We start from the raw sequence: 22,492 nt of genomic DNA, 5'->3' as shown, positions 1-22,492 counted from the left end.
AGCCCACATATATCTATGATATTCAGCGGTCCTTCTAACATGGCATGGTGCAGCTGGGCTCCAACGGCGGGCGCATGGCGATGACGTGGCGCCATATCGACATGCGCCGCCTGTTGGCCTTTCTGCCCGGTGTGGCGCTGGGTGCGCTGGTCGCGGCCTGGGTGTTGATCCGCTTGCCTGAAGGGGTGCTGGAGCTTTCCATCGCGCTGTTCGTGCTGTTCACCTGCTGGGGGCCGGCACTGCCCAAGCGAGCTTTGAGCCGCACGGGCACCTTGATCGCCGGTGCCATCACCACCTTTCTTTCAAGTCTGATCGGTGCCAGCGGCCCACTGGTGGCGAGTTTCATCAAGCAAGGCGGCGGCGAGCGTCATACCAAGGTGGCGACTTTCGCGGCCTGCATGGTCGCGCAACACCTGACCAAGGCGTTCATCTTCGGCATGGCAGGGTTTCTCTTCCAGGAGTGGTTGCCCCTGATCGTGCTGATGATCGGCGCGGGCCTGATCGGCACCCGCCTCGGACTGCGCTTTTTGGATCGCGTCTCCAACCGGCACTTCGATGGCCTGTTCAAATGGGCGCTGTCATTGCTGGCGCTCAGGCTTGCCTGGCTGGGTAGCGCTTCTCTGATCAGTCACTGATCCGCCGTCAGCCATGCCCTGATCCGCTTCTCACGCACCGCTCATCTGGCGGTCGCGCTGATGATCACGGTTTGTATCCCTGTCCTCTCGACAGGGATGCCCTGGGTATCACACTCAGCTGGCCTTGTTGCCTACCTCGCCCATCATGACGCGTCAGCATTACCTACCATCTAAAGCGCCCCGCTCAGGCATCAGGCTGAGCGGGGCGCCGCTTGTCATGCGTCAACTACAGATCAGAGAGATCAGAACGGGTACTGGCGGGGCTCGACCTGCAGGCTGACCCACTGGTCGGTGGTGAATTCCTCAAGCACCCAGTCGCCATTGAAGCGCCCAAGGCCGGAGTTCTTCTCGCCACCGAAGGGTGCGCGCGGGTCATCATTCACCGGCATGTCATTGACGTGCACCATGCCAGCCTCGACCTGGCGCGCGAAGCGCTCGCCGCGTGCGATATCCGCGGTGAAGACGGAAGCCGAGAGGCCATATTCGGTGCCGTTGGCAAGCTCCAGCGCGTGAGCTTCATCACGGGCCTTCTGGATGCCGACCAGCGGACCGAAGATCTCGTTGCGCGCCAGACTCATATCATTGGTGACCTCGGTGAACACATGCGGCGGCACCAGCTGACCTTGTGTCTCGCCCTCAAGCATCACCCTGGCGCCCTCGCCCTTGGCCGTCTCGATCATCTCGAGCAGACCATCACGCTGCTTGGCATTGATGATCGGCCCGATGACGGTATCGTCCTGTGCGGGATCGCCGACCTTGAGTGAGCGGGCCCGCGCCACGAAGCGATCGACGAAGGCGTCATGGACCGACTCATCGACGATGATGCGGTTGATGGCCATGCAGATCTGCCCCTGATGGAGGAACTTGCCGACTAGAGCGGCGTCCACCGCCTGCTCGATATCCGCATCATCAAGCACCACGAAGGGGCTGTTACCGCCCAGCTCCAGGGCAACGTGCTTGAGGTGATCACCACCGACGGCGCGCTTGCCGATGCCCTTGCCTACCTGGGTGGAACCGGTGAAGGAGATCAGCCGCGGCACCTCGTGATCCACGAAGGCATCGCCGATCTCGCTGCCGGAACCGACAACCACGCTCAGGACGCCGGCAGGCAGGCCCGCCTCCTCGAACAATCTGGCCAGCAGCAGGCCACCCGTCAGCGGCGTGTCACTCGCCGGCTTGATGACGACGCTGTTGCCGAGTGCCAATGCCGGTGCCAGGGAACGCTGGGTCAGATGCAGCGGGAAATTCCACGGGCTGATGATACCGATGACACCCAGCGGCTTGCGGAAGACACGGCTCTCCTTGCCCGGCACCTGAGCCTCCATCGCCATCCCGGCCACGCGGTTGGCCATCGCGGCAGATTCCAGCGTGATCGCGCGAGCCGCGGCCAGTTCCGCCTGAGCCTTGATGCGAGTACTGCCGGATTCACGAATCAACCAGCCGAGCAGCTCCTCGCGTCGCTCGTCCATCAGCTCCACCGCCTTGTGCATCACACCCGCGCGCTCGCTTGCCGACGTCTGGGCCCAGTCAGGCTGAACATCGCGCGCCTTGCGATAGCTGGCGTCGAGATCCTCGGCGTTGGCCATGGAAATCGAGAGCAGCGAGCTCTGATCGAAGGGGTCCACCACCTCAAGCATCTTGCCGGCTCGTCCGGCACGCCATTCACCGGCGAGAGGGAGCTGATCCAGGTTCTGGTAATCGCGAGGCATGAGTCTCTCCGTGCTATGGGGTTACAGGAGACATGGCGATAGTGTGGCAAAACCCAACCACCGCAACTCAGCTATGCCAGAATGGCACCGCCAGCTAAGAGCTGCCCCCGACCGGAACCGAATGAGAGTCAAAGGATGAGCCCTGAAGACCTGCAGAAACTGACGACCCGCCAGATGCCCTATGGCAAGTATGCCGGACGCCTGATTGCCGACCTGCCCGGGGATTATCTGGGCTGGTTTGCGCGCAAGGGGTTTCCGCAGGGCGAGATCGGTCGCCTGCTCGCGCTGATGCACGAGATTGATCACAACGGGTTGAATGCGTTGCTGGAGCCGCTGCGGCGGCGCTGAGGGACTGAGATGCTGAGGGAGTGATATACAGAGGGGCTGAGATAGAGAGGGGCTGCGGCTTGCGCAATGTCGCGGACAAGTCAGCGAGTGGGAATCACGACAGGCGGCCGCTGGCCTCCAGTTGATCGAACATGTCGTACAGCGTCGCCTCGAGGGGCCGGTAGATCAGGCCCAGCTGCTCGCGGCTGCGGGTATTGTCGAAGACGAAGGGATGGCCCACGTTGCGCGCGACAACCTTGCGGGTCACGGCCTTGTTGGCCAGCGGACCCGCCAGCCACACCAGCCATTTGGGTAGCTGGCGAGTGGGAATCGAGTACTGCGGGCCGGCGTGACGGCGCAAGGCCCGCCCCAGCTCAATGAAGCTTGAGGAATGCCCGGCGACCAGATGACGCCCATTGGCCGTGGGCAGAAATCCCGCCGCCAGATGCGCCTCGGCCACATCCCGCACATCCACCACGCCCATGCCGTAATCCGGCGCGCCTATCCTGAGCGTGCCATCGCATAGCTGCGTCATCAGACTGAAGGATTCGCCGCGCGTGTCATCGCTGATCGCGGGGCCGAGCACCAGCGAGGGGTTGATCACCACCAGCCGCCAGCGCGACTGCTGCTCGGCGATCTGCCAGGCGACCTGTTCCGCCAGCGTCTTGGAATGGGAATAGGCCTGATGCTCAAGCGACGCCGTGGTGTTCCAGACACTCTCGTCGAAACAGCCGCGCGGGGTGTCTTGCGCATCGGCATTGTCGCTGTAGATGGCGGCGCAGCTGCTGGTCAGCACCACACGCTCGACACTGGCCTGACGATTGGCCTCTTCCAGCACATTGCGCGTGCCGTCCACTGCCGGGCGCACCAGATCGCGCTCGGGGTCCAGGACACTGACCACGAAGGGCGAGGCGGTATGAAAGACCACCCCACAGCCTGCCATCGCCTGAGCGTAGGAGCCCGGTTTGAGCAGATCACTGGCGAAGACACGTAGCTCGCCCGGCAAGCGCTCGCCCAGCGTCATGAGCGCCGCCAGACGTTCGCTATTGCCGGGATCGCGAACGGCGGCATGCACCGTCAGGCCCTCTTCCAGCAAGCGACGAATCAGCTGCCCCGCCACATAGCCGGTCGCGCCGGTCACCAGTACCGGGCGCGATCGCTTCAGCCCTGCCAACAAGGCTTGCGTAGACGCATTGAGCGGCATGGACGGACTCCCGGAATGCAATAATTGGCGATCTGACGGCACAGTGTGCGCGGCAATGGCGTCAGGCAGACAGCCTGACGAACCAGGTCCACAGGCCACCAAGAATCAGCGACTCGGCGGCGAAGCGGAACAGATGGCGCATCTCGATGCCATCCAGCATCAGCCCCATCAGACGGGCCGTCATGATGCCAGCGATACCTGCCACCGCGAGCGTCACCAGCACCGGCAACACACCCAGGCCGATCGGCGGATACATCAACAGATACCCCACCGCGATGACCCAGCCCCAACGAATGCGCCGCGAGATCGCCGCGCCGGTCTCCTTCGGTACGGTCTGCGGGGTGTCGTTCGGCCCCTTGAAGCGGTTGACCAGCTCCGGCACTGCCGCCAGCAGTACCCCTGCTGTCAGCACGAAGCCGCCCAGAATCTGCAATACCATCATCATCGTGCCATCTTCCCTTGTCCGGTAATCAATGGCGCACATGCTACCAATACTGCCGGGCAAATGCCTGATTTACGCCGCCGGCATCAGTTTGGCGCAGCCTCGTTCACGGCTGGCAGGTCGCGCGGCTCACGCCATAACGACATGAATGTGGCAATGCACATCAGAATCATCAGCAGCGAAAACGGCAGAGAAGCGATGAGCATTGCCTTCTGAATCGCCGCCAGGCCACCCGCCAGAAGCAATGAGCCCACCACCAGTGTCAACAGAGCGCCCCAGATGATGCGGTGACGGCGCTCGTTGGTTTCCTCTCCCCCGGCCATGATGGCGTTGAGCACCAGCACGCCCGAGTCCGCACTGGTCACCAGATACGTGATGATCAGGATCAAGGTGCCGCCGACGATGACATGGATCAAGGCGCCGGTATCCAGATAATCCAGCGTCACGAACAACACGGTGGCGATATGGTCGCGCACGGTTGCCAGAATCGTGCCTTGCGCCAATCCGCTGGTTTCCATGTGCAGACTGCTGCCACCCATGTAGCAGATCCATACGAAGCACATGAGACTGGGAGCCACGACCGCCCCCAACACGAATTCACGAATCGTGCGGCCACGTGAAATACGCGCAAGGAAGAGCCCGACGAATGGCGCGAAGGCAATGAACCAGGCACGCTGCAGAATGGTCCAGTCGACCTGCCACTGGCCTAACGCACTCGTCACCGGCCAGGTCTGGAAGCTGCGTTCCGGCAGGGTTCTCAGATAATCCCAGGTCGCGGAAACCAGCAGTTCACTGGCAAATAGACGACTGCCGAACCAGATGAAGACGGCCAGCAGGGCAAAGGACAGCAGCATGTTGAACTGGCTGAGCCAGTTGACGCCGCGCTTCACTCCGGTCACGGCGGACAGTGTCGACAGTCCCATTATCACGACAAGTGTCAGGATCAATGGCCAGGGGCGTGGAATACCGGCAAAGTCCAGCAGCTCAGTGCCCGGCATCACGAAATCCAGCCCTGCCACCAGCTGACTGACACCGGCGCCCATGGTGGTGGCCACGCCCAGAGTGGTCGCGACCACGGCGATGATATCCACGGCGTGACCCAGGGGGCCATCCAGCAGCCGCTTGCCAAAGATGGGCATCAAGGTACTGCGAATGGTCAACGGCAAGCCACGACGATAGGCGAAATACCCCAGTGCCAGTGCCACAGAGGCATAGATTGCCCAGGCATGCAGCCCCCAGTGCAGGAAGGTATAGCTGACGGCACTTTCAATGGCCTGCTCGGACCCCGCCTGCACCTTGCCTGCCGCGATATCCGGATTGAAATTGAAGTGCGAGACAGGTTCCCCGATGGAGTAGAACAGCAGCCCGATGCCCATCCCGGCGCCGAACATCATCGAAAACCAGGCAAAACGCGAAAATTCAGGCACTTCATCATCACGTCCCAGTCGCTTGCGCCCCAACGGCGACACACACAGCACCGTGCAGAACACCAGATAGAAGGCGACGGCATATACGTAATAGAGATTGAAGTGCTCAAGCATGGTCTGATTGATCGTGGTCAACAGCGCTACGGCCCGATCAGGGAGGGCCACGGCAAATACCACGAGAAGAGTGATGATCAGTTTGCTGATCAGTGTCACCGGAATGTTGAGTCCTCGGTACAACCCCGTTTTCTGGCAAGTGATAGTGATACTGCTGTCATTCACATCGGACGACATGTCTTTACCTCACGTCAGTAGGCGTGCAGCCAGCCGTCCCTCACGCGACATAGGCACTGGTACATGAAGGAAGCAGACAATGGCGGCACGATCATTTATTGGAATTATGGTGATCTGTGTCTCTACATCTGTGTCACTACGAAACGCGTCAGGAGGTTGCGATCAGGCAGCTGCCCGACCGAACACCCCGGAGTATGAAAACAACGTCATTGCGGACGGCAGACTGCGGGCCAAGGAGTGTCATGGCGCTGCTTGATCAGCAGCGCCATCCTGAAATCATCAGTTCAACAAGGCTTCCTCGAACGGGAACTTGCTCAGGATCTCGAGGCCGTCTTCGCGCATCACGCACTGCTCCTCGAGCTTGACGCCTTCCCCGGCTTCGGGGTCGCCGATATAGCTCTCGACGCAGAGCACCATGCCCGGCTCGATCACGCCGTCGTAGCCTGAGACGGCAAAGTCGGCATGGTGATACAGGTAGGGATATTCGCCGGTCATGCCACAGCCATGGGCAGAGAGGTAATAGCGATTGGCATGGAAACGCTCGGGGATGTTCCAAGCCTTCTCGGAATATTCACGGAAGCTCATGCCGGGACGCAGGATGTCGAGATTGTGCTGTACCTGCTCATGGGCGGTGCGATACAGCAGCTTCTGGGTCTCGGTCGGCTTGTCAGGGCCGACGTGGAAGGTGCGCGAGAAGTCGGAGTAATAGCCGTGGCAGCCGACGACGTCAGTATCCAGTGCCACCAGCTCGTTGGCGGCCAGTCGCTTGGTCGCGGTTTCCTGGAACCAGGGATAGGTGCGCGGGCCTGAGTTGAGCAGGCGAGTCTCACAGTAGTCGCCATTGTCAGCGATGATGGACTGATGCAGCACCGACCACAGCTCGTTCTCGGTGATGCCGGGGCGAATCGCTTCACGCAGACGTCCTACGCCGCGCTCGGTAGCACGCAGCGAGGCTACGACACACTTGAGCTCTTCGTCAGACTTGATGGCACGTGCACGTTCAAGCGGTGCCTGGGCATCGACGACGCGCGCGCCCAGACGATCAAAGGCGATGGCGGTCCCGGCATTCATGCGCTCCATGCCGATCACCGCTTTCAGACCGCACAGCTCGGTAATGGTCGCCAGCATCTCGCGCGCCCATTGCTGTTCACGCTCAGCGATATCGTGACCTGCCGCAACGAAACTGGCAGTCATGGCCGGGCGCACTTCGTCGATGGTTTCCAGGCCATCGGCGAGATGCTCACAGCCCGTGAATTCGAACAGCACACTGCGATGCTGGGTCAGCAGCAGGTAACGCGCCGGAGTATTGCGAGCGCTGAAGACCTGCATGTTGCGTGCGCCGCTGGCGTAGCGGATGTTGACCGGGTCCGAAATGATCAAGGCATCAACGCCCTGGGTGCTCATCTCTTCGCGCAGGCGATTCTGTCGATAACGACGCACGGCCACCAGGTCGATGCCTTCACTTTCAGGGGCATTGTCCTGAAGCTCCAGCGGGTGAAGGTCACTACGGTCGGCATGCCAATCAAGTTCATTCATGTTTGCTACCCAGTCAGGTCACGGAGTGTCATGCTGATAGCCCGTGGTCATCTACGGAATACCCTATGCATCACGATGACATCAGTGTGAACCTGATGATTCTAGCTGTGTATAGCCTCAATCCTGATCAACCTTGATAACCTGAAGTCATCAAGCATTGACCTATCAGCCAACGTTACCCTCCTCGTCTCGGAGCCCTGCATGAAGAGCTTTCGTCATCGCCTCCCGCCTCTCAACAGCCTGCTGACCTTCGAGGCAGCCGCGCGTCACGCCAACTTCACGCGTGCCGCCAGCGAATTGCATATCACCCAGGCTGCCGTCAGCCGTCAGATCGCCATCCTTGAGCATCACATCGATACCAAGCTGTTTCATCGCCATGGCAGACGCGTCTCTCTGACCGCAGCAGGACAGCAGTTGAGCCAGCGCCTGGCGACCAGTTTCGACTTCATGATCGACGCACTGGAGAGCGTCAGCCGCCCTTCTCCCAATGCCCGCCTGACACTGGCCGCCAACAGCGCCATCTCACACCTATGGCTGGGGCCGATGTTGAATCGACTTCGCGCCACCCAGCCGACGCTTGCCAGCGGCCTGCGCCTGATCACTGCAGATCATCATCGCGACATCCTCACCGAGGATGTGGATCTCGCCATCTGCTATGACATGGCGCCGCATCCGGATTGGCAGTTGACCCCTCTGTTCACCGAGACGCTCTATCCGGTGGCGTCACCCGACTTCATCGCCGAGTTGCCACAAGGTGCCCGCGACTGTCGGGAGCTACCTCTGCTGGCGGCTCTGCCACTGCTCGACTACGAGCGCCTCGAACCCAACTGGATCAACTGGCCACGCTGGTTCAGCGGCATGGGCAAGCCGGGGTTGGCACTCAATGTGCAACGTCAATTCACCAGCTACCACCTGGTGCTGGATGCCGCATTGGCTGGGCAAGGCGTCGCGCTGGGCAGTCATCAGCAAGTCAGTGCATTGGTGGCACGGGGACAGCTTGTGCGGCTGGGGACGTTGGAGTATTCCTCCGGTTGTGATTACTGGCTCGCGGCGCGTCTCGAGAGCCAGAACCCGCGCCAGGCAGCGTTGGCCAGCTGGCTGCATGAGCAGGTCTGAGATGGCCAGCACGAATACTGATGGCTGTCAGCCCAAGACGGAGGGCTGAAGATCGACCGCTGAAGATCGAGAGCAGAGAGCAGACTTCCCATCCGCGGCACGCTGATCTATCATCGCATCATCGTCATTTCGACAAGTCTCGACATATGGACAGATCAAATGAATGACTCCGACAGCCTGCCCGACCCGCAGGCCACGCTGGACACCTTCGCGGCGCTGTCCCAGGCCACGCGTCTGGACACGTTTCGCCTGCTGGTCCGCCATGAGCCACAGGGCCTGCCCGCCGGCGAGATCGCACGCCGTCTCGAGGTGCCGCACAACACACTCTCGACCCATCTGGGCGTATTGAGCCGCGCGGGGCTGATCCACTCCCAGCGCGAAGGCCGTTCGCTGATCTACCGCGCCAACCTCGAGCACATGCTTGCCACCGTGCAGTTTCTGGTACGTGACTGCTGCGCGGGCTCCTCGGTGGTCTGCGACCCACTGCTGGCCTCGCTCACCGTGCCCGACTGCAGCGCCTCTGCCACCCCCTGTGCTTCTCAGGAGCCTCGCAACGATGACTGATTCCGTCCGTACTTCCGGCAAGATCACGATGTATCACAACCCGGCCTGCGGTACGTCACGCAATGTGCTGGCCATGCTCAAGGCCTCCGGCGAGACACCGGAGGTGATCGAGTATCTGGTCACCCCGCCGACGCGCGAGACGCTGGAATCACTGATTGCCGCCATGGGGGGCGGCCCGCGCCCGCTGCTGCGCCGCAAGGGCACGCCCTATGACGAGCTCAATCTGGATGACCCGGCCTTGAGCGATGCGGCGTTGATCGACGCCATGATGGCCCACCCGATCCTGATCAATCGCCCCATCGTGGTCACGCCGCAGGCCACGCGTCTGTGCCGCCCGTCGGAGGCGGTACTGGAGCTGCTGGACAATCCGGTCGCGCAATACACCAAGGAAGACGGCGACGTCGTCCACGCCCCCAGGACCTGAATCATGAACGCACACACTCCCGACACGTCTCACCTGCCGACAGGCGACACCATGACCAATGAACTCATGACCGATGAGATGAAAGCGGCACTGGCCGACCTGCCCAATATCGATGCCGAGCACTGGCGACCGCTGGAGATCGATCGCCTGGTCGGGCCGGATGCCCCGCGTCACGCGCCGCGTATTCTGGTGCTGTACGGCTCCCTGCGTGAGCGTTCCTTCTCGCGCTTTGCCGCCGAGGAAGCGGCGCGCCTGCTGCGCGCCTTCGGTGCCGAGGTGCGCCTTTACTCGCCAGCTGGCCTGCCACTGCCGGATGACTGCGAGGCCGACCACCCCAAGGTGCAGGAGCTGCGCGAGCTGGCCCAGTGGTCCGAGGGCATGCTGTGGGCAAGCCCGGAGCGCCACGGCGCGATGACCTCGATCATGAAGGCACAGATCGACTGGATACCCCTGTCACTGGGCGGCGTGCGCCCCACCCAGGGCAAGACGCTGGCCATCCTGCAGGTCAGTGGCGGTAGCCAGAGCTTCAACAGCGTCAACCAGATGCGCATTCTGGGCCGCTGGATGCGCATGCTGACCATCCCCAACCAGTCATCCGTGCCCAAGGCCTTCAATGAATTCGACGAGCATGGCCGCATGCGCCTGTCGCCGCTGTATCTGCGCATCGTCGATGTCTGTGAAGAGCTGATGAAGTTCACCTGGATGAACCGCGACCGCAGCGCCTATCTGACCGAGCGCTACTCGGAGCGTGTCGAGAGCGCCGAAGAGGTCTCCCGACGCGTCAATCAGAGCACGATCTGACGCAATCCGCGGTCACACACGCGGCTTCTCACTTACTCTTCACCCTCGACAAGGAGACGTCATGCTTGCCTTGGCAATCTTCGCCATCACGCTGGCACTGGTGATCTGGCAGCCACGCGGGCTGGGCATCGGCACCAGCGCCCTCGGCGGCGCCGTGGTCGCGCTGGCCTGCGGCGTGGTCAATCTGCCGGATGTTCTGGTGGTCTGGGACATCGTCTGGGACGCCACCTTCACCTTCGTGGCGCTGATCATCATCTCGCTGATCCTCGATGAGGCGGGCTTCTTCAGCTGGGCCGCACTGCATGTCGCGCGCTGGGGCGGCGGCAACGGACGCAAGCTGTTTCCGCTCATCGTGCTGCTGGGCGCGGTGATCGCGGCCTTCTTCGCCAATGATGGCGCGGCCCTGCTGCTCACGCCGATCGTGATCGCGATTCTGGTGCGCCTGGAGTTCTCGGCGGCGGCCTCACTGGCCTTCATCATCGCCACCGGCTTCGTGGCCGACTCCACCAGCCTGCCGCTGGTGATCTCGAATCTGGTCAACATCGTCAGCGCCAACTACTTCGACATCTCCTTCACGCATTACGCCGCCGTGATGGTGCCGGTCGATCTGATCGCGCTGGCCGCCACGTTGATCGTGCTGTGGCTGATGTTCCGCAAGGAGCTGCCCTCGCACTACGCGCTGGAGAAGCTCGAGGCACCGTCGAGCGCCATCAAGGACCGCCAGGTATTCCGCGCGGCCTTCCCGCTGCTGGGGGTGCTGCTGGTGTCCTACTTCGTGACCGCGCCGCTGGGCATTCCGCTCGCCGTCGTCACCGGCAGCGCCGCGCTGATTCTGCTGGCCATCGCCGGGCGCTGGCTGGGCAGCGGTGATGCCGTGATCGAACTCGGCCCGGTACTGCGCGGCGCGCCGTGGCAGATCGTGCTGTTCTCGGTGGGCATGTATCTGGTGGTCTACGGGCTGGGCAATGCCGGCCTGACCGATCACGCCAGCGACATCCTCGCCTGGCTTGCCAGTCAGGGCGAGCTGGTCGCCACCCTCGGCACCGGCGTGCTGGCCGCCGTCACCGCCTCGGTGATGAACAACATGCCGGCCACGCTGATCGGCGCGCTGGCCATCGACCACCTCACCACGCAGCAGGTCAGTGACGCGACGCGTGAGCTGATGGTCTACGCCAACGTGATCGGCAATGATCTGGGGCCCAAGTTCACCCCGATCGGCAGTCTCGCCACACTGCTGTGGCTGCATGTGCTCGATCAGAAAGGCCATCACATCAGCTGGGGGCAGTACATGAAGGTCGGCCTGGTGCTGACGCCGCCGGTGCTGATCGCCACCCTGCTCGGCCTGTGGGCCTGGCTGGGCGTGCTCAACGGCTGAGAATCCCGCCATCTCATGGCCAAGGGCGATGGCTCAGGCCGTCATGATATGAGCACTTGCACAAGAAAGCCCCGCCGAATCCCAGCGGGGCTTTTGCGTTGTGTGCGCCATTGACTGGCAGCGAGATGTCCGCCGTCAGGGCTGGCGGCGGCTGACGATGACCCCGCTGTCGGCCGCTTCTCCCTCGGCGGCGATCTCCGCGCGCATCCAGTCGCAGAATTGCTGCACATGTCTGGCGGGCTGCGGGTGATGGAACAGCCAATAGGCACGCTGGGGATTGGCGGCCATCTCGAACAGGCATTCCAGGGTGCCGTCCTCAAGCTCCTTGCGGATCAGGCGTGGCGGACACAGCGCGACCCCCTGCCCCGCGACCACCGCAGCACTCAGCAGACTGAAGTCCTGATAGAGATCGCCCTTGTCGAGCTGGGAGGGATACAGCCCGCAGTTGTTGAACCAGTCATGCCAGGGTTGGCGCGACTGGTCGTGGATCAGCTCCAGCTTCAACAGGTCTGCCGGCTGGGTCGGGCGGCGGTGATGCTCCAGATACAGCGGACTGGCCACCGGCTGGGTGGCCCCCGAGAACAAGCGGAACGCCGGTGATGCCTTGTCCGGGAGTTCGTCCTGCCAGGTGATCATCACATCGACCTCCGGCAACAATCCCCGCGCACTGATGCCGGCATATTGCAGGCTGACCGCGATATCGGGGCATTGCTCGCGAAAGCTGTTGAGCCTCGGGATCAGCCAGCGCACCGCCACCGAGGGAAGACAGCTGACGCGCAGCTGGCGCCGCTGATGCACCCCTTGTGGGTCGACCTCGAATTCGGCCACCGACTGCTCGATTCTGGCAAAGCCGGCCTGCAGGCCATCGGCCAGTCGGCGTCCGGCGTGTGACAGCACCACGCCGCGTCCAGCCCGCTCCAGCAGACTGACCTCCAGCGTGGCCTCCAGGCGGCGTATCTGGTGACTCACCGCCGACTGGGTGATGTTGAGCTCATCCGCAGCCGCGGTGATGCTTCCCAGGCGTGACACGACCTCGAAGGCATTGAGCGATGACAGACTGGGTCGCATGGGATGTCCTTGATGACTGGCCTGGCCGGGGGCCAGAAACCGGGTGCCAGAAACTGGGTGCCGAGTTCCTGTGCCAAGCGCTGTGCTGAGTGCTTGCGAGCAGCGCCCTGATGGAAGAAAGGCGTCAACCAGCATGTGACGGCAACCCATGATATTGAGTCATATATTAAACGAAAAATGGTCATTTTTCTGCAATCCACCTCATGGCTAAGGTGAAGGTGTCAGTGATATTGCCAGCTCCCCGCTGCTTGTTCCGCGCAAGCCTGCTGCAACACGACACCACTGGTGAACAATAACAAGACGCCTCGGCGTCACCATGAGGTCTCCTAGGATGAACTTACCTGTCCTGCTGTCGTTCGGGCTCTATCTGCTGCTGATGCTGGGCATCGGCATCTACTTCTATCGCATCACCCACAATCTGTCGGATTACATACTCGGGGGACGTGGCTTGCCGCCAAGCGTCGCGGCCTTGAGTGCCGGCGCTTCCGATCTCAGCGGCTGGGCCCTGATGGGCCTGCCCGGCGCCATCTTCAGTGGTGGCCTCTCGCAAGCCTGGATCGCGGTCTGGACCCTGGTCGGCGTCTACCTGAACTGGACCCTGGTCGCCGAGCGACTGCGCGTGTTCACCGAAGCGGCCGGCAATGCGCTGACGGTGCCGGATTATCTGGAAGCACGTTTCGAGGACCGCTCACGCGTGCTGCGTACCCTGTCTTCCGTGGTCATGCTGGTGTTCTTCACCTTCTATGTCTCGGCGGGTCTGGTCGGTGGTGCCGTGCTGTTCGAAGGTCTCTTCGACATCGATTACCGCGTCGCACTGTGGTTGGGCGCGCTGGTCATCGTCGGCTATACCTTCCTCGGTGGCTTCCTCGCCGCTTCATGGACCGACCTCATCCAGGGCCTGATGATGGCCGCCTCGCTGTGTGCCGTGGCTGCCATGACGGCAGTGGCGCTGTTCGGCGATGGAGCAGCCGCCCCGGCAGCGGCGCAGGATGTCGCCCCCATCGGTGGTCTGATGGAAGGCGTGACCTTCCTGGGCATGCTGTCGCTGGCCGGCTGGGCGATCGGCTACTGTGGCCAGCCACACGTCGTGGTGCGTTTCATGGCCGTGCGCAAGCGTGAAGATATCAAGGTGTCGCGGCGTATCGCCCTGCTGTGGTCCGCCATCACCATGGCGGCTGCAGTATCAGTGGGCGTGCTGGGTTACTACTGGTTCGGCGGTGAGCTGGGTGGCGGTCTCACGGACAGCGAGCGTGTCTTCATCTCCCTGAGCCAGATCATGCTCAACCCCTGGGTGGCAGGCTTCATTCTGGCCGGCGTCCTGGCCGCGATCATGAGTACCGTCGATTCCCAGCTGCTGGTCTGCTCCAGCGCGATCGCCGAAGACATCTACCGTGGCCTGATTCGCCCCAAGGCGACGCAGAAGGAGCTGGTCTGGCTGAGCCGTGCCAGCGTGATCGGCATCGCACTGCTCGCCACCGTGATGGGCAGCGAGCGTGACAGCAGCATCCTCGGCCTGGTGTCCTACGCCTGGGGTGGCTTCGGCGCCGCCTTCGGTCCCGTCATCCTGCTGTCACTGTTCTGGCGTGGCATGACCCGCAATGGCGCCATCGCCGGCCTGCTGGTCGGTGCCCTCACCGTCGCGATCTGGAAGCCGCTGAGCGGCGGCCCGCTGGAGATATTCGACATGTTCGAGGTCGTGCCCGGCTTCCTGTTCGCCCTGATCGCCGTCGTCATCGTCAGCCGCATGAACGCAGAACCTGCCGCCAGCGCCTGCTTCGACCGCCTGATGAAGCACTGGCGCCGCGAACAGGCCTGACCCCGCGCAGGGGGACCGAGAACCTCCCCCTGCGCCCTGCAGTTACCGCCACTGCCGGCCATGACACTTGCCGGCAGTGCACGAAAGTCCCCAGCCGGGCAGCGAATTCCAGGCAGTCCGGCCTGGTCATCAGATCCAATTTCGATTTACGAGGAGTCCTGTCATGAGTGATGTACCTGCCGCCTATCAAGCCAGCAAGGGTTCGATTCTGGACGTCGATCGCGACTTCTACGACAGCCTCACCGAAGGCAAGGCCGAGCGCACCCTGGTCGCGACCCATACCGTGCCGCTGCGCGATGGCCTGGCGTGGGAAGTGCCGGCGGGCCACGTGCTGCGCATCAAGATCACCGAGGGTTCACAGGTCGGCGATTTCAACATGTGGAACCTGCACAACCCGCGTGAGCGCATGTGGGCATCTCGCACCCGCCAGCTGCAGCGCGCGCATGTCAGCACCTATGATCGCCTGTGGTCCACACTGCCCTACCTGCGCCCGATGGCGACCATCATCGATGACACCCTCGCCGACTATGGCGTCGATGCAGAAGGCGGTCGCGTGCATGACCTGCTGGGCACGCGCTGCGACCCCTACGTCAATCGCCTGCTGACCGGCGAGGACTTCGATCACCACTGTCACTCCAACCTGATGCGCGCGGTGGAGCCCTGGGGCCTGACCGAATTCGATATCCACGATGTGCTCAACATCTTCCAGTGCACCGGCCTCAACAATGAAGACAAGTACTTCATGAAGGCCTGCCCGGCACGCAAGGGTGATTACCTGGAGTTCTTCGCCGAGACGGACCTGCTGTGCGCGATGTCCTGCTGCCCGGGTGGCGATCTGTCAGTGGACCTGTGGGGCCCTGATGCGCGCGACCCGCTCGAGACCTGCAACCCGCTCGGTGTCGAGATCTATCGACTGGAAGGCGATGTACTCGCAGGCTGGGAGTCGCCCAAGGTCGCGGCTTACGCCGGCAATCACGGCCGCCAGCACCCCACCACCGACTGGGCCGCCATCAAGCGTGAGCGCTGCTGCTGATGCGACTTTTGGTACGCTGATCGCCTTTAGCGGGTACTGATGTAACAAAGCCCCCTGCCGAGACTCTCGACAGGGGGCTTTGCCTTTCATGTACGGACTTCGCCGTCTCACCCTTGGCGGGTCTGCTCATACAAACGGCGATGTTCGGCGTGCAGCGATGTCCACAGCGGCGCCATGCGGGCAATCAGGCGAGGATCAAACTGCTTGCCGGATTCCTCGCTGAACAATCCGACCAGACGCTTCAGCGACCAGCCCGGCTTGTAGGCGCGCGGCGAGGCCAGAGCATCGAAGACATCCATCATCGCGGCCACCTGACAATGCAGTGGCAAGGCACCCCCGGCGGACCCGGCAGGATAGCCTTGGCCATTCCAGCCCTCGTGGTGGGTGATCGCCACCAGGCTGGCCAGCGCTCTCAGGGGGCCGCGCAGCGTAAACAGCAGGCGCCCGCCGTGACCGGCATGATCGCGCATCGTGATGCGCTCCTCATCACTGAGCGCACGCGGGGCATTCAGAAGCTCCGTCGAGATGCCGACCTTGCCGATATCATGCAGCAAGGCCGCGCTATGCAGGTCATGCAGTGGCACCTTGCGCTGACCGGACGGCAACAGCCTTGCGTAGAGAAATATCGTCAGCCCCGCCACCCGCCAGGAATGCGCCAGGGTATCGCCATGATGACGATGGAGGAGGCGCGCCAGGGCCAGAACTCCGGGTTCGAGCGTCTTCGCCCCGGGGGGCGGCTTGAAGAGGTAATCCGGCAAGCAGGCATCACCGGCGGGCGCGAATCGCGTCGCGCACAGGGCATTTTTCATGGGGGCTCCCTGTTCAATCTGCCTATCAAGGGTCGTGAGTCATCAGGGGGCTCATGATCGATGCCCCAGATAGGGTCGCATCAGCCCGGAATGACGAACGCCTATTTGTCGTTCGTTTTTTAGATTTGTGTTTCACATCCGTCTCGCAAGCTCGGGCCTTCATATCCGCTTCGAAGACCAGCTCTTCCAAGACCCTGCACCTACTAAAAAGGACTTGCTAAAGAGGGCTTGATAGACAGCACTTGATAGAAAGCACGTGATAAAAAGTACCTGGTGAATATTAGGCGATAATAATGACGTGTCTCAATGTTTCCTTCATCAAATCTTTACCTTATTCGTATTGCAACAATGACGCATACCGCGCTCAGAGACGCGCGCATATCATCTCGCGAACCATTCCAGCAGATGCTCGATCAAGCGCACCGTGCGCAGCGGACGATGGCGCTCACGATGATAGATCAATGACAACGGCACATCCGCCGGCTGCCAGTCACTCAGCAACTCCTGCAGCTCTCCTCGCGCGATGGCTGATTCACAGTAGAGCCTGGGCACGCGAATGATGCCATTGCCGGCGATGGCACCACTGACCAGCACATGCCCGTTGCGGCACTCAAGCTGAGCCCCGACATCCACCTGCAACTCGCGAGACTCTGCCCCGCGCGCGGTGAAGGACCAGCGCGAGACCGAGCCGACCAGGCAGCGGTGATCCACCAGCTCGCCGGGCGTGTCTGGCGCGCCATGGCGAGCGAGATAGTCGGGGCTGGCCACAACTACGTAGGGCAATGTCATCAGCGGACGCGCGATGAAGTCGGCATCCTCGAGGGCGCCCATGCGCAGGGCGATATCGAAATCATCACGAATCAGGTTCACGCGATGACTGCTGAAATCCAGCTCCACCTGCACTTGCGGCCAGGTCTGCATGAAGGCGTGCACGGCGGGTGCCAGCAGCCGCTCGCCGATCGGCCCGCCGACGCTGTTGATGCGCAGCCTCCCGCGCATGGCATTGCGCTCCTCACGTACCAGCGTCACGATCTGGGTGATTTCACCCAACGCACTGCGACACTGGGCATGCAGCAGATGACCGCTCTCGGTGAGTCGCAACGAGCGTGTCGAACGCTGCATCAGCGACACTCCCAGTGCCTGTTCAAGCGCTGTGACCTGTTTGGAGACCTGCGATCGCGACACGCCCAACTGCTCGGCGGCGCGGGTGAAGCTGCCATGATCCGCCGTCATGACGAAGGCACGAATATCGGCCAGAGGAAGCGACTCGAGCATGGGGCTCTCCAGAGGTGTGATGTCGAGAGGGAACACAGAGGCAGCACGCCAAGACACTCAATCGAAGATACTCGACCGCAGACACGCAATCGAAGACAGTCAGTCACAGAGCATCATGCCAGCAGTCTACCAGCCGCATCGACGTCTTCTGTCACCAGGTCTTCAAGACGACAAATGGCGCGTGAAGATCCTTGGCGTTAGATAACGCATACAAAAAGGGGCGCTGATGAGCGCCCCTTTTTATTTCTAGATCACCAGCCCATTACCAGATCACCAGCCCATTACGAGATCACCAGTCTATTACCAGATCACCAGCTTATGACCAGATCATCAGTTCACCCGACTTCCGAAACTGGCTTATATCGTCCGTCTTGCCTGTCTGGATGCCGTGACTGTCTATATGTCGTGACTGTCTATATGCCGTGACTATCCTGGCATCTAGCCACCCCTGGCGAGTCAGCCTGCCAGAGGGAGCCACATTACCAGCCGACGCTGGCCGACAGGGTGATTTCCATCGGGTCACCCACCAGCACGCGGGTATCGCCGCCGCTACCGTAGTAGTAGCCAGTATCGAACAGGTTCTTCGCATTCAGCTTGAATTCGGTGTCCGGGCCGAAGAAGTCGTGACGCCAGCCGACGAAGGCATCTGCCACGGTGTAGGCATCCATCGAGAAGCTGTTGTCGTCATCGCCTTCACGCTCGCCGACATAGCGCACGCCACCGCCGACACGCCACTCGCCGTAGGACGGATCGATCGCCAGATCATGTGCCAGATAGAGGCTGGCCGCGTTGAGCGCCGCATTCGGCAGACGATTGCCCTCGGTGCCTTCGGTATCCTCCAGCACTTCGGTATCGGTGTAGGCATAGCTGAACAGCAAGGAAGTGCGATCCGTCAGGGCCCCTTCGAGGCTGAATTCCAGGCCTTGCGAGCCGGCTTCACCGATGGTGCGAGTCACACCATTGTCAGTGACTGCGACGTTTTCCTTGCGGATCTGGTAGAGCGCCACGGAGGTCGCCAGACGCGGATTCCACTGACGCTTGTAGCCGATCTCGTAGCCCTTGCCGAGCTCGGGGTCGAGGCTCTCGCCGCTGTCACTGTCGCTGCCATTCGGCACGAAGGATTCGCTGTAGCTGATGTAGGCGGAGCTGGCATCGTCGATGCGATAGAGCAGATTCGCGGAGGGCAGGAACAGGTCGTCGCTGTAATCGGGGTCAGACACGAAGTCCTCGCCCTGCCCGCTCTGCTGATCAAACCAGGTGTAGCGCCCGCCAAGGCCCAGAATCCACTTGTCGGTCAGATACCAGCGGTCGCTGACATAGACTCCGATAGCCTGGGTCTCGTCGAGACGATTGCTGCGCGAGGTATTGATGTCGTCGGAGGTCACTTGGGCCAGCTGGCCGTGGTTCACGTCAGTGACGGTGGAGACCGTGACGGAATCGCCGAAATAGCGCTCATCCAGATAGTCGCGTGTGGTCTCGTAATCGGCGCCGATGACCAGCTGGTGACGCTGCCCCGCGATCTCGACATCGCCCATGGCGTCCAGCGCCGTGTAGTGCTCGCTGCGATCATAGCCCTGGTTCTCTTCGGCGCGCACGGTCACATAGCCGCTGTCGCTGACGTCGGTGACATTGGCACGTGCATCGCTGTACTGACGACGCGTCCAGCCGTAGGTCAGCTTCATGTCCCAGTTGTCGGTGACTTCCTGCTTCCACCAGGCATTGACGGACTCGTCATGGCCATAGACGCGGTTCCAAGATTCATCGAAACGCGTGCCGCGCGTGACGTTGGCGGCGCTGCCGTTGTAGAAGACGGTGCCACGGTCGATATCCAGCTCGTAGTCCTGGTACTCGTAGCTGATCTGGGCACTGCTGTGCTCGCCTTCCCAACGCAGTGACGGGGCGATGGTGGTGCGACGGTCATTGCCGTATTCGCGCCAGGAGTCCTCATCCTCATGCGAGAGGATGAAGCGATAGGCCAGACCGGTGTCCTCGATGGGGCCGGTGGTGTCCAGGGTGGTATTGCCACCGCCGAAGGAGCTGACCTCGCCACTGATCTCGGTGTGCGTCTCGTACTGCGGACGCTTGGTGACCATGTTGATCACGCCGCCGGGGTTCTGCTGGCCCTGGAAGAGCGATGACGGCCCCTTGAGCACCTCGACACGGTCCACAGTCGCCGTGGTGTAGGTACGGCGCGGCTGACGGATGCCGTCGATCAGCATCGAACCATCGCTGTTGCTGCCGAAGCCCCGCTTGACGAAGCCATCCTCGGTGCCCCCCAGGGTGTTGCCCAGCTGGATACCCGCGACCGGCTGCAGTGACTCTTCCAGATCATCAAGATTGAAATCATGCATGACCTGCTGGGTTACCACATTGATGGTGCGCGCCTGCTCGAGAAAGTCCACCGATTGCTTGTTGGCCAGGCTCGAGGCCTCGGCGCGATAGCTGCCCGGCGCCACTTCGCCTTCACGCTCTCCGGTTACCACGATCACCGAATTCGCGACTGGCGACTCGCTTGAGGTGGCGCCCTCTGCCGCCAGCGAAGTGGCCGGCAATGCCATCAGGCTGAAGATCAGGCAGGAGAAATGTCCCTTGTTCGTGCTTGCAGCGCTATCCCGAGAATGATTTGGCACCTGAAAACCCTTTGTACGCGATGCGACAGCGTCCTGCTGAACCACACCTTTCCTCTGCTCGATGAGCAGAAAGTGGCCATGACTGACGCCCCCCGCGCCAGTAAATGAATCGCGAATGCTAATCTTTATCAAATGCTACCGCAACGAAAAATGCGTGATTTTTCCGCGGAATTACCTGGGCTTTGCCTTATTTAACGCTCAGCAAACCTCTATTTGCGTAATTGTAATGACATCGAACCGTCACACGCGCAATGCGCGACGTCAGAACGTGGGAACAACGACACAAGGCTTGGGAAACGCCGCATTGACACAGGGAGAATGAGCGCTCTACCCTGCACAGGTAGAACGAACACTCTCCTTCGTTGATTCGACCATGGCACCGACATGATCCAGCACGATATCGCCGCCCGCCTGGAGACGCTCTTCAGCCAGCGCGGCTTCGCAGAACCGAGTGTTGCCGAGCTCAAGGCAGCGTCAGACGTGAGTCTGCGCACCCTCTATCGCCACTTCCCCTCCAAGGAGAGCATGGTGATCGGTGCGCTTCAGCATCGCCACGAGCGCTATATGGCCTTCCTCGAAGAGGGAGTGCCCGAGGATGGCGCTGCGGCGCTCAGCCACCTCTACCAGCGGTTGGGTCACTGGATGGCGTTCGAGGCACCCAACGGCTGCATGTCGGTCAATGCCCTGGCGGCCTTTCCCGACAACCCGCAGGTGCGCGAGGCCGTCGACCGCCACAAGCACGAGATTCTCGAGTGGCTCGGCCAACGCAGCCGCCGCGAGGACCTCGCCACCGAGCTGTTCCTGATCCATGAAGGCGCCTCCTCCGCCTGGCTGGTGCTGGGCGAGAAGGCCATCGAGGCCGCACTTTCCACCACACTGACCCTGTTGGGAGCACCCCACCGATGAGCTCACTTGCCACAAGCAAAGACAGCATGCACGGCGTCTACCTGACCGGCCATGGCGGCCCGGAAATGCTGGAAGTGCGTGACGACATTCCTCGCCCGACACCCGGCCCGCGTGACGTGCTGGTGCGGGTCGGCGCGGCTGGCGTCAACAATACCGACCTCAACACGCGGCTGGCCTGGTACTCCAAGGGCGATGGCGAGGCCGAGGATGCCAGCTGGTCCGGGCAGCCGATCCATTTCCCGCGCATCCAGGGGGCCGATATCTGCGGCGAGATCGTCGCGGTCGGCTCAGACGTCAGCCAGGCGCGCCTCGGCGAGCGTGTGCTGATCGAGCCCTGCCTGAGGGAGCACGACGGCCAGGTGCTGGAGTCCGCCTGGTATATCGGCGCCGAATGCGATGGCGGCTTTGCCGAATACACCCGGGTAGCGGCGCGCCATGCCCTGCGCGTCGAGAGCTCGCTCAGCGATGTGGAACTCGCCTCCTTCCCCTGCTCCTACTCCACCGCCGAGAACATGCTGACTCGCGCACAGCTTGCCAAGGGCGAGCGCGTGTTGATCACCGGCGCCTCCGGTGGGGTCGGCTCCGCGGCCGTCCAGCTTGCCAAGGCCCGTGGTGCCCATGTGATCGCCGTGACCAGCGCGGCCAAGGCCGATGCCCTGCGCGATCTCGGATCCGATGACATCGTGCTGCGCGATCAGCCTCTCGACGAGGCGCTCAACGGCCAGAGTGTCGAGGTGGTCATCGATCTGGTGGGCGGCCCGCAATGGCCGCAACTGTTGGACATCCTGGGCTACAAGGGGCGCTACGCCGTCGCGGGCGCCATCGGTGGCGAGATGGTGGAACTCGACCTGCGCACGCTGTATCTGAAGGACTTGAGCTTCTTCGGCTGCACAGTGCTGGAACCGGAGGTCTTCACCAATCTCGTGCGCCATATCGAGCAAGGCAACATCAAGCCGCTGGTCGCTGACACCTTCGCGCTGGCCGAGATAGCCACCGCTCAAGAGGTCTTCCAGCAGAAAGGTCACGTGGGCAAGGTCGTGCTCAAGGTCCGTCAGGACTGAAAGCCCCCTGCCCGCGCGACCGGCCAGAACGCAAAAGGGCTAC

Annotated in this window: 20 protein-coding genes; 11 read left to right on the top strand and 9 right to left on the bottom strand. The window is 62.1% G+C overall.

The window, feature by feature from the left end:
* The first annotated feature begins 44 nt into the window (after positions 1–44).
* Positions 45–635 (top strand): sulfite exporter TauE/SafE family protein, encoded by a 591-nt coding sequence (locus LCW13_RS08060; RefSeq protein WP_225348001.1) that lies wholly within the window; start codon positions 45–47, stop codon positions 633–635.
* A 242-nt stretch (positions 636–877) separates the two neighbouring features.
* On the opposite strand, the gene LCW13_RS08055 is transcribed toward LCW13_RS08060, so the two are convergent.
* Positions 878–2,344, bottom strand: a complete 1,467-nt coding sequence (locus LCW13_RS08055; protein ID WP_225348000.1) for an aldehyde dehydrogenase family protein — start codon at positions 2,342–2,344, stop codon at positions 878–880.
* Positions 2,345–2,479: 135 nt separating this feature from the next.
* Here LCW13_RS08055 and LCW13_RS08050 point away from each other — a divergent pair, with 135 nt between their 5' ends.
* Positions 2,480–2,692, top strand: coding sequence for a DUF3820 family protein (locus LCW13_RS08050; RefSeq protein ID WP_052384432.1), 213 nt, complete (start codon positions 2,480–2,482; stop codon positions 2,690–2,692).
* 94 nt (positions 2,693–2,786) lie between these two features.
* Here LCW13_RS08050 and LCW13_RS08045 read toward each other — a convergent pair whose 3' ends face one another.
* From LCW13_RS08045 to LCW13_RS08030, 4 genes are all read right to left on the bottom strand, one after another.
* Positions 2,787–3,875, bottom strand: coding sequence for an NAD-dependent epimerase/dehydratase family protein (locus LCW13_RS08045; RefSeq protein WP_225347999.1), 1,089 nt, complete (start codon positions 3,873–3,875; stop codon positions 2,787–2,789).
* A gap of 61 nt (positions 3,876–3,936) precedes the next feature.
* Positions 3,937–4,320, bottom strand: a complete 384-nt coding sequence (locus LCW13_RS08040) for a hypothetical protein (RefSeq protein ID WP_192838184.1) — start codon at positions 4,318–4,320, stop codon at positions 3,937–3,939.
* Positions 4,321–4,403: 83 nt separating this feature from the next.
* The gene (locus LCW13_RS08035; RefSeq protein WP_225347998.1) at positions 4,404–6,035 is read right to left on the bottom strand and encodes a BCCT family transporter; all 1,632 of its coding nucleotides are present in this window, start codon (positions 6,033–6,035) and stop codon (positions 4,404–4,406) included.
* Positions 6,036–6,314: 279 nt separating this feature from the next.
* Positions 6,315–7,571, bottom strand: coding sequence for a M24 family metallopeptidase (locus LCW13_RS08030; RefSeq protein WP_043332761.1), 1,257 nt, complete (start codon positions 7,569–7,571; stop codon positions 6,315–6,317).
* A 201-nt stretch (positions 7,572–7,772) separates the two neighbouring features.
* Here LCW13_RS08030 and LCW13_RS08025 point away from each other — a divergent pair, with 201 nt between their 5' ends.
* The 5 genes from LCW13_RS08025 (at position 7,773) to LCW13_RS08005 (ending at position 11,851) form a co-directional block, all read left to right on the top strand.
* Positions 7,773–8,687, top strand: coding sequence for a LysR substrate-binding domain-containing protein (locus tag LCW13_RS08025; protein WP_043332762.1), 915 nt, complete (start codon positions 7,773–7,775; stop codon positions 8,685–8,687).
* 159 nt (positions 8,688–8,846) lie between these two features.
* The gene (locus LCW13_RS08020; protein WP_225347997.1) at positions 8,847–9,251 is read left to right on the top strand and encodes an ArsR/SmtB family transcription factor; all 405 of its coding nucleotides are present in this window, start codon (positions 8,847–8,849) and stop codon (positions 9,249–9,251) included.
* Positions 9,244–9,675, top strand: coding sequence for an arsenate reductase (glutaredoxin) (gene arsC / locus LCW13_RS08015; RefSeq protein ID WP_213114686.1), 432 nt, complete (start codon positions 9,244–9,246; stop codon positions 9,673–9,675). Before LCW13_RS08020 ends, arsC begins: the two co-directional genes overlap by 8 nt.
* A 78-nt stretch (positions 9,676–9,753) precedes the next feature.
* Positions 9,754–10,476 carry an arsenical resistance protein ArsH gene (gene arsH / locus LCW13_RS08010; protein WP_389382278.1) on the top strand — a complete coding sequence of 241 codons (723 nt, stop codon included), beginning with the start codon at positions 9,754–9,756 and terminating at the stop codon, positions 10,474–10,476.
* A gap of 61 nt (positions 10,477–10,537) precedes the next feature.
* The gene (locus LCW13_RS08005) at positions 10,538–11,851 is read left to right on the top strand and encodes an arsenic transporter (protein ID WP_153635658.1); all 1,314 of its coding nucleotides are present in this window, start codon (positions 10,538–10,540) and stop codon (positions 11,849–11,851) included.
* Positions 11,852–11,986: 135 nt separating this feature from the next.
* Here LCW13_RS08005 and LCW13_RS08000 read toward each other — a convergent pair whose 3' ends face one another.
* Complete coding sequence (locus tag LCW13_RS08000) at positions 11,987–12,919, bottom strand: LysR substrate-binding domain-containing protein (RefSeq protein WP_225347996.1); 933 nt, start codon at positions 12,917–12,919, stop codon at positions 11,987–11,989.
* Between the two features lie 331 nt (positions 12,920–13,250).
* Here LCW13_RS08000 and putP point away from each other — a divergent pair, with 331 nt between their 5' ends.
* Positions 13,251–14,735, top strand: coding sequence for a sodium/proline symporter PutP (putP, locus tag LCW13_RS07995; RefSeq protein WP_153635656.1), 1,485 nt, complete (start codon positions 13,251–13,253; stop codon positions 14,733–14,735).
* Positions 14,736–14,898: 163 nt separating this feature from the next.
* Complete coding sequence (locus LCW13_RS07990; RefSeq protein WP_225347995.1) at positions 14,899–15,768, top strand: urea carboxylase-associated family protein; 870 nt, start codon at positions 14,899–14,901, stop codon at positions 15,766–15,768.
* A gap of 107 nt (positions 15,769–15,875) precedes the next feature.
* Here the strand turns inward: LCW13_RS07990 and LCW13_RS07985 are convergent, their stop codons facing one another.
* From LCW13_RS07985 to LCW13_RS07975, 3 genes are all read right to left on the bottom strand, one after another.
* Entirely contained in the window at positions 15,876–16,577 is a 702-nt protein-coding gene (locus LCW13_RS07985) for an HD-GYP domain-containing protein (RefSeq protein ID WP_225347994.1), read from the bottom strand.
* Between the two features lie 381 nt (positions 16,578–16,958).
* A complete protein-coding gene (locus tag LCW13_RS07980) occupies positions 16,959–17,852 on the bottom strand; it encodes a LysR family transcriptional regulator (RefSeq protein WP_225347993.1) in 894 nt (297 codons plus the stop codon).
* 479 nt (positions 17,853–18,331) lie between these two features.
* Positions 18,332–20,482, bottom strand: a complete 2,151-nt coding sequence (locus LCW13_RS07975; protein WP_225347992.1) for a TonB-dependent siderophore receptor — start codon at positions 20,480–20,482, stop codon at positions 18,332–18,334.
* Positions 20,483–20,866: 384 nt separating this feature from the next.
* On the opposite strand from LCW13_RS07975, the gene LCW13_RS07970 reads away from it, so the two are divergent.
* Complete coding sequence (locus tag LCW13_RS07970) at positions 20,867–21,388, top strand: TetR/AcrR family transcriptional regulator (protein WP_225347991.1); 522 nt, start codon at positions 20,867–20,869, stop codon at positions 21,386–21,388.
* A 26-nt stretch (positions 21,389–21,414) separates the two neighbouring features.
* Positions 21,415–22,449 carry an alcohol dehydrogenase family protein gene (locus tag LCW13_RS07965; protein ID WP_225347990.1) on the top strand — a complete coding sequence of 345 codons (1,035 nt, stop codon included), beginning with the start codon at positions 21,415–21,417 and terminating at the stop codon, positions 22,447–22,449.
* The last annotated feature ends 43 nt before the right edge of the window (positions 22,450–22,492 follow it).

This window comes from Cobetia amphilecti, from assembly GCF_020217465.1.
Classification (GTDB): domain Bacteria; phylum Pseudomonadota; class Gammaproteobacteria; order Pseudomonadales; family Halomonadaceae; genus Cobetia; species Cobetia amphilecti.
This window is presented reverse-complemented; position numbering and strand designations above follow the sequence as displayed.

What these genes read in the sequence shown, in the direction of transcription:
- LCW13_RS08055 (WP_225348000.1), bottom strand. Translation starts at nt 2,344, where the DNA reads ATGCCTCGCGATTACCAGAACCTGGATCAGCTCCCTCTCGCCGGTGAA.
- putP (WP_153635656.1), top strand. Translation starts at nt 13,251, where the DNA reads ATGAACTTACCTGTCCTGCTGTCGTTCGGGCTCTATCTGCTGCTGATG.
- LCW13_RS08060 (WP_225348001.1), top strand. Translation starts at nt 45, where the DNA reads ATGGTGCAGCTGGGCTCCAACGGCGGGCGCATGGCGATGACGTGGCGC.
- LCW13_RS07990 (WP_225347995.1), top strand. Translation starts at nt 14,899, where the DNA reads ATGAGTGATGTACCTGCCGCCTATCAAGCCAGCAAGGGTTCGATTCTG.
- LCW13_RS07965 (WP_225347990.1), top strand. Translation starts at nt 21,415, where the DNA reads ATGCACGGCGTCTACCTGACCGGCCATGGCGGCCCGGAAATGCTGGAA.
- LCW13_RS08000 (WP_225347996.1), bottom strand. Translation starts at nt 12,919, where the DNA reads ATGCGACCCAGTCTGTCATCGCTCAATGCCTTCGAGGTCGTGTCACGC.
- LCW13_RS08020 (WP_225347997.1), top strand. Translation starts at nt 8,847, where the DNA reads ATGAATGACTCCGACAGCCTGCCCGACCCGCAGGCCACGCTGGACACC.
- LCW13_RS08030 (WP_043332761.1), bottom strand. Translation starts at nt 7,571, where the DNA reads ATGAATGAACTTGATTGGCATGCCGACCGTAGTGACCTTCACCCGCTG.
- LCW13_RS08045 (WP_225347999.1), bottom strand. Translation starts at nt 3,875, where the DNA reads ATGCCGCTCAATGCGTCTACGCAAGCCTTGTTGGCAGGGCTGAAGCGA.
- LCW13_RS07980 (WP_225347993.1), bottom strand. Translation starts at nt 17,852, where the DNA reads ATGCTCGAGTCGCTTCCTCTGGCCGATATTCGTGCCTTCGTCATGACG.
- LCW13_RS07970 (WP_225347991.1), top strand. Translation starts at nt 20,867, where the DNA reads ATGATCCAGCACGATATCGCCGCCCGCCTGGAGACGCTCTTCAGCCAG.
- LCW13_RS07985 (WP_225347994.1), bottom strand. Translation starts at nt 16,577, where the DNA reads ATGAAAAATGCCCTGTGCGCGACGCGATTCGCGCCCGCCGGTGATGCC.
- LCW13_RS08050 (WP_052384432.1), top strand. Translation starts at nt 2,480, where the DNA reads ATGAGCCCTGAAGACCTGCAGAAACTGACGACCCGCCAGATGCCCTAT.
- arsC (WP_213114686.1), top strand. Translation starts at nt 9,244, where the DNA reads ATGACTGATTCCGTCCGTACTTCCGGCAAGATCACGATGTATCACAAC.
- LCW13_RS08040 (WP_192838184.1), bottom strand. Translation starts at nt 4,320, where the DNA reads ATGATGATGGTATTGCAGATTCTGGGCGGCTTCGTGCTGACAGCAGGG.
- LCW13_RS08025 (WP_043332762.1), top strand. Translation starts at nt 7,773, where the DNA reads ATGAAGAGCTTTCGTCATCGCCTCCCGCCTCTCAACAGCCTGCTGACC.
- LCW13_RS08035 (WP_225347998.1), bottom strand. Translation starts at nt 6,035, where the DNA reads ATGTCGTCCGATGTGAATGACAGCAGTATCACTATCACTTGCCAGAAA.
- arsH (WP_389382278.1), top strand. Translation starts at nt 9,754, where the DNA reads ATGAAAGCGGCACTGGCCGACCTGCCCAATATCGATGCCGAGCACTGG.
- LCW13_RS08005 (WP_153635658.1), top strand. Translation starts at nt 10,538, where the DNA reads ATGCTTGCCTTGGCAATCTTCGCCATCACGCTGGCACTGGTGATCTGG.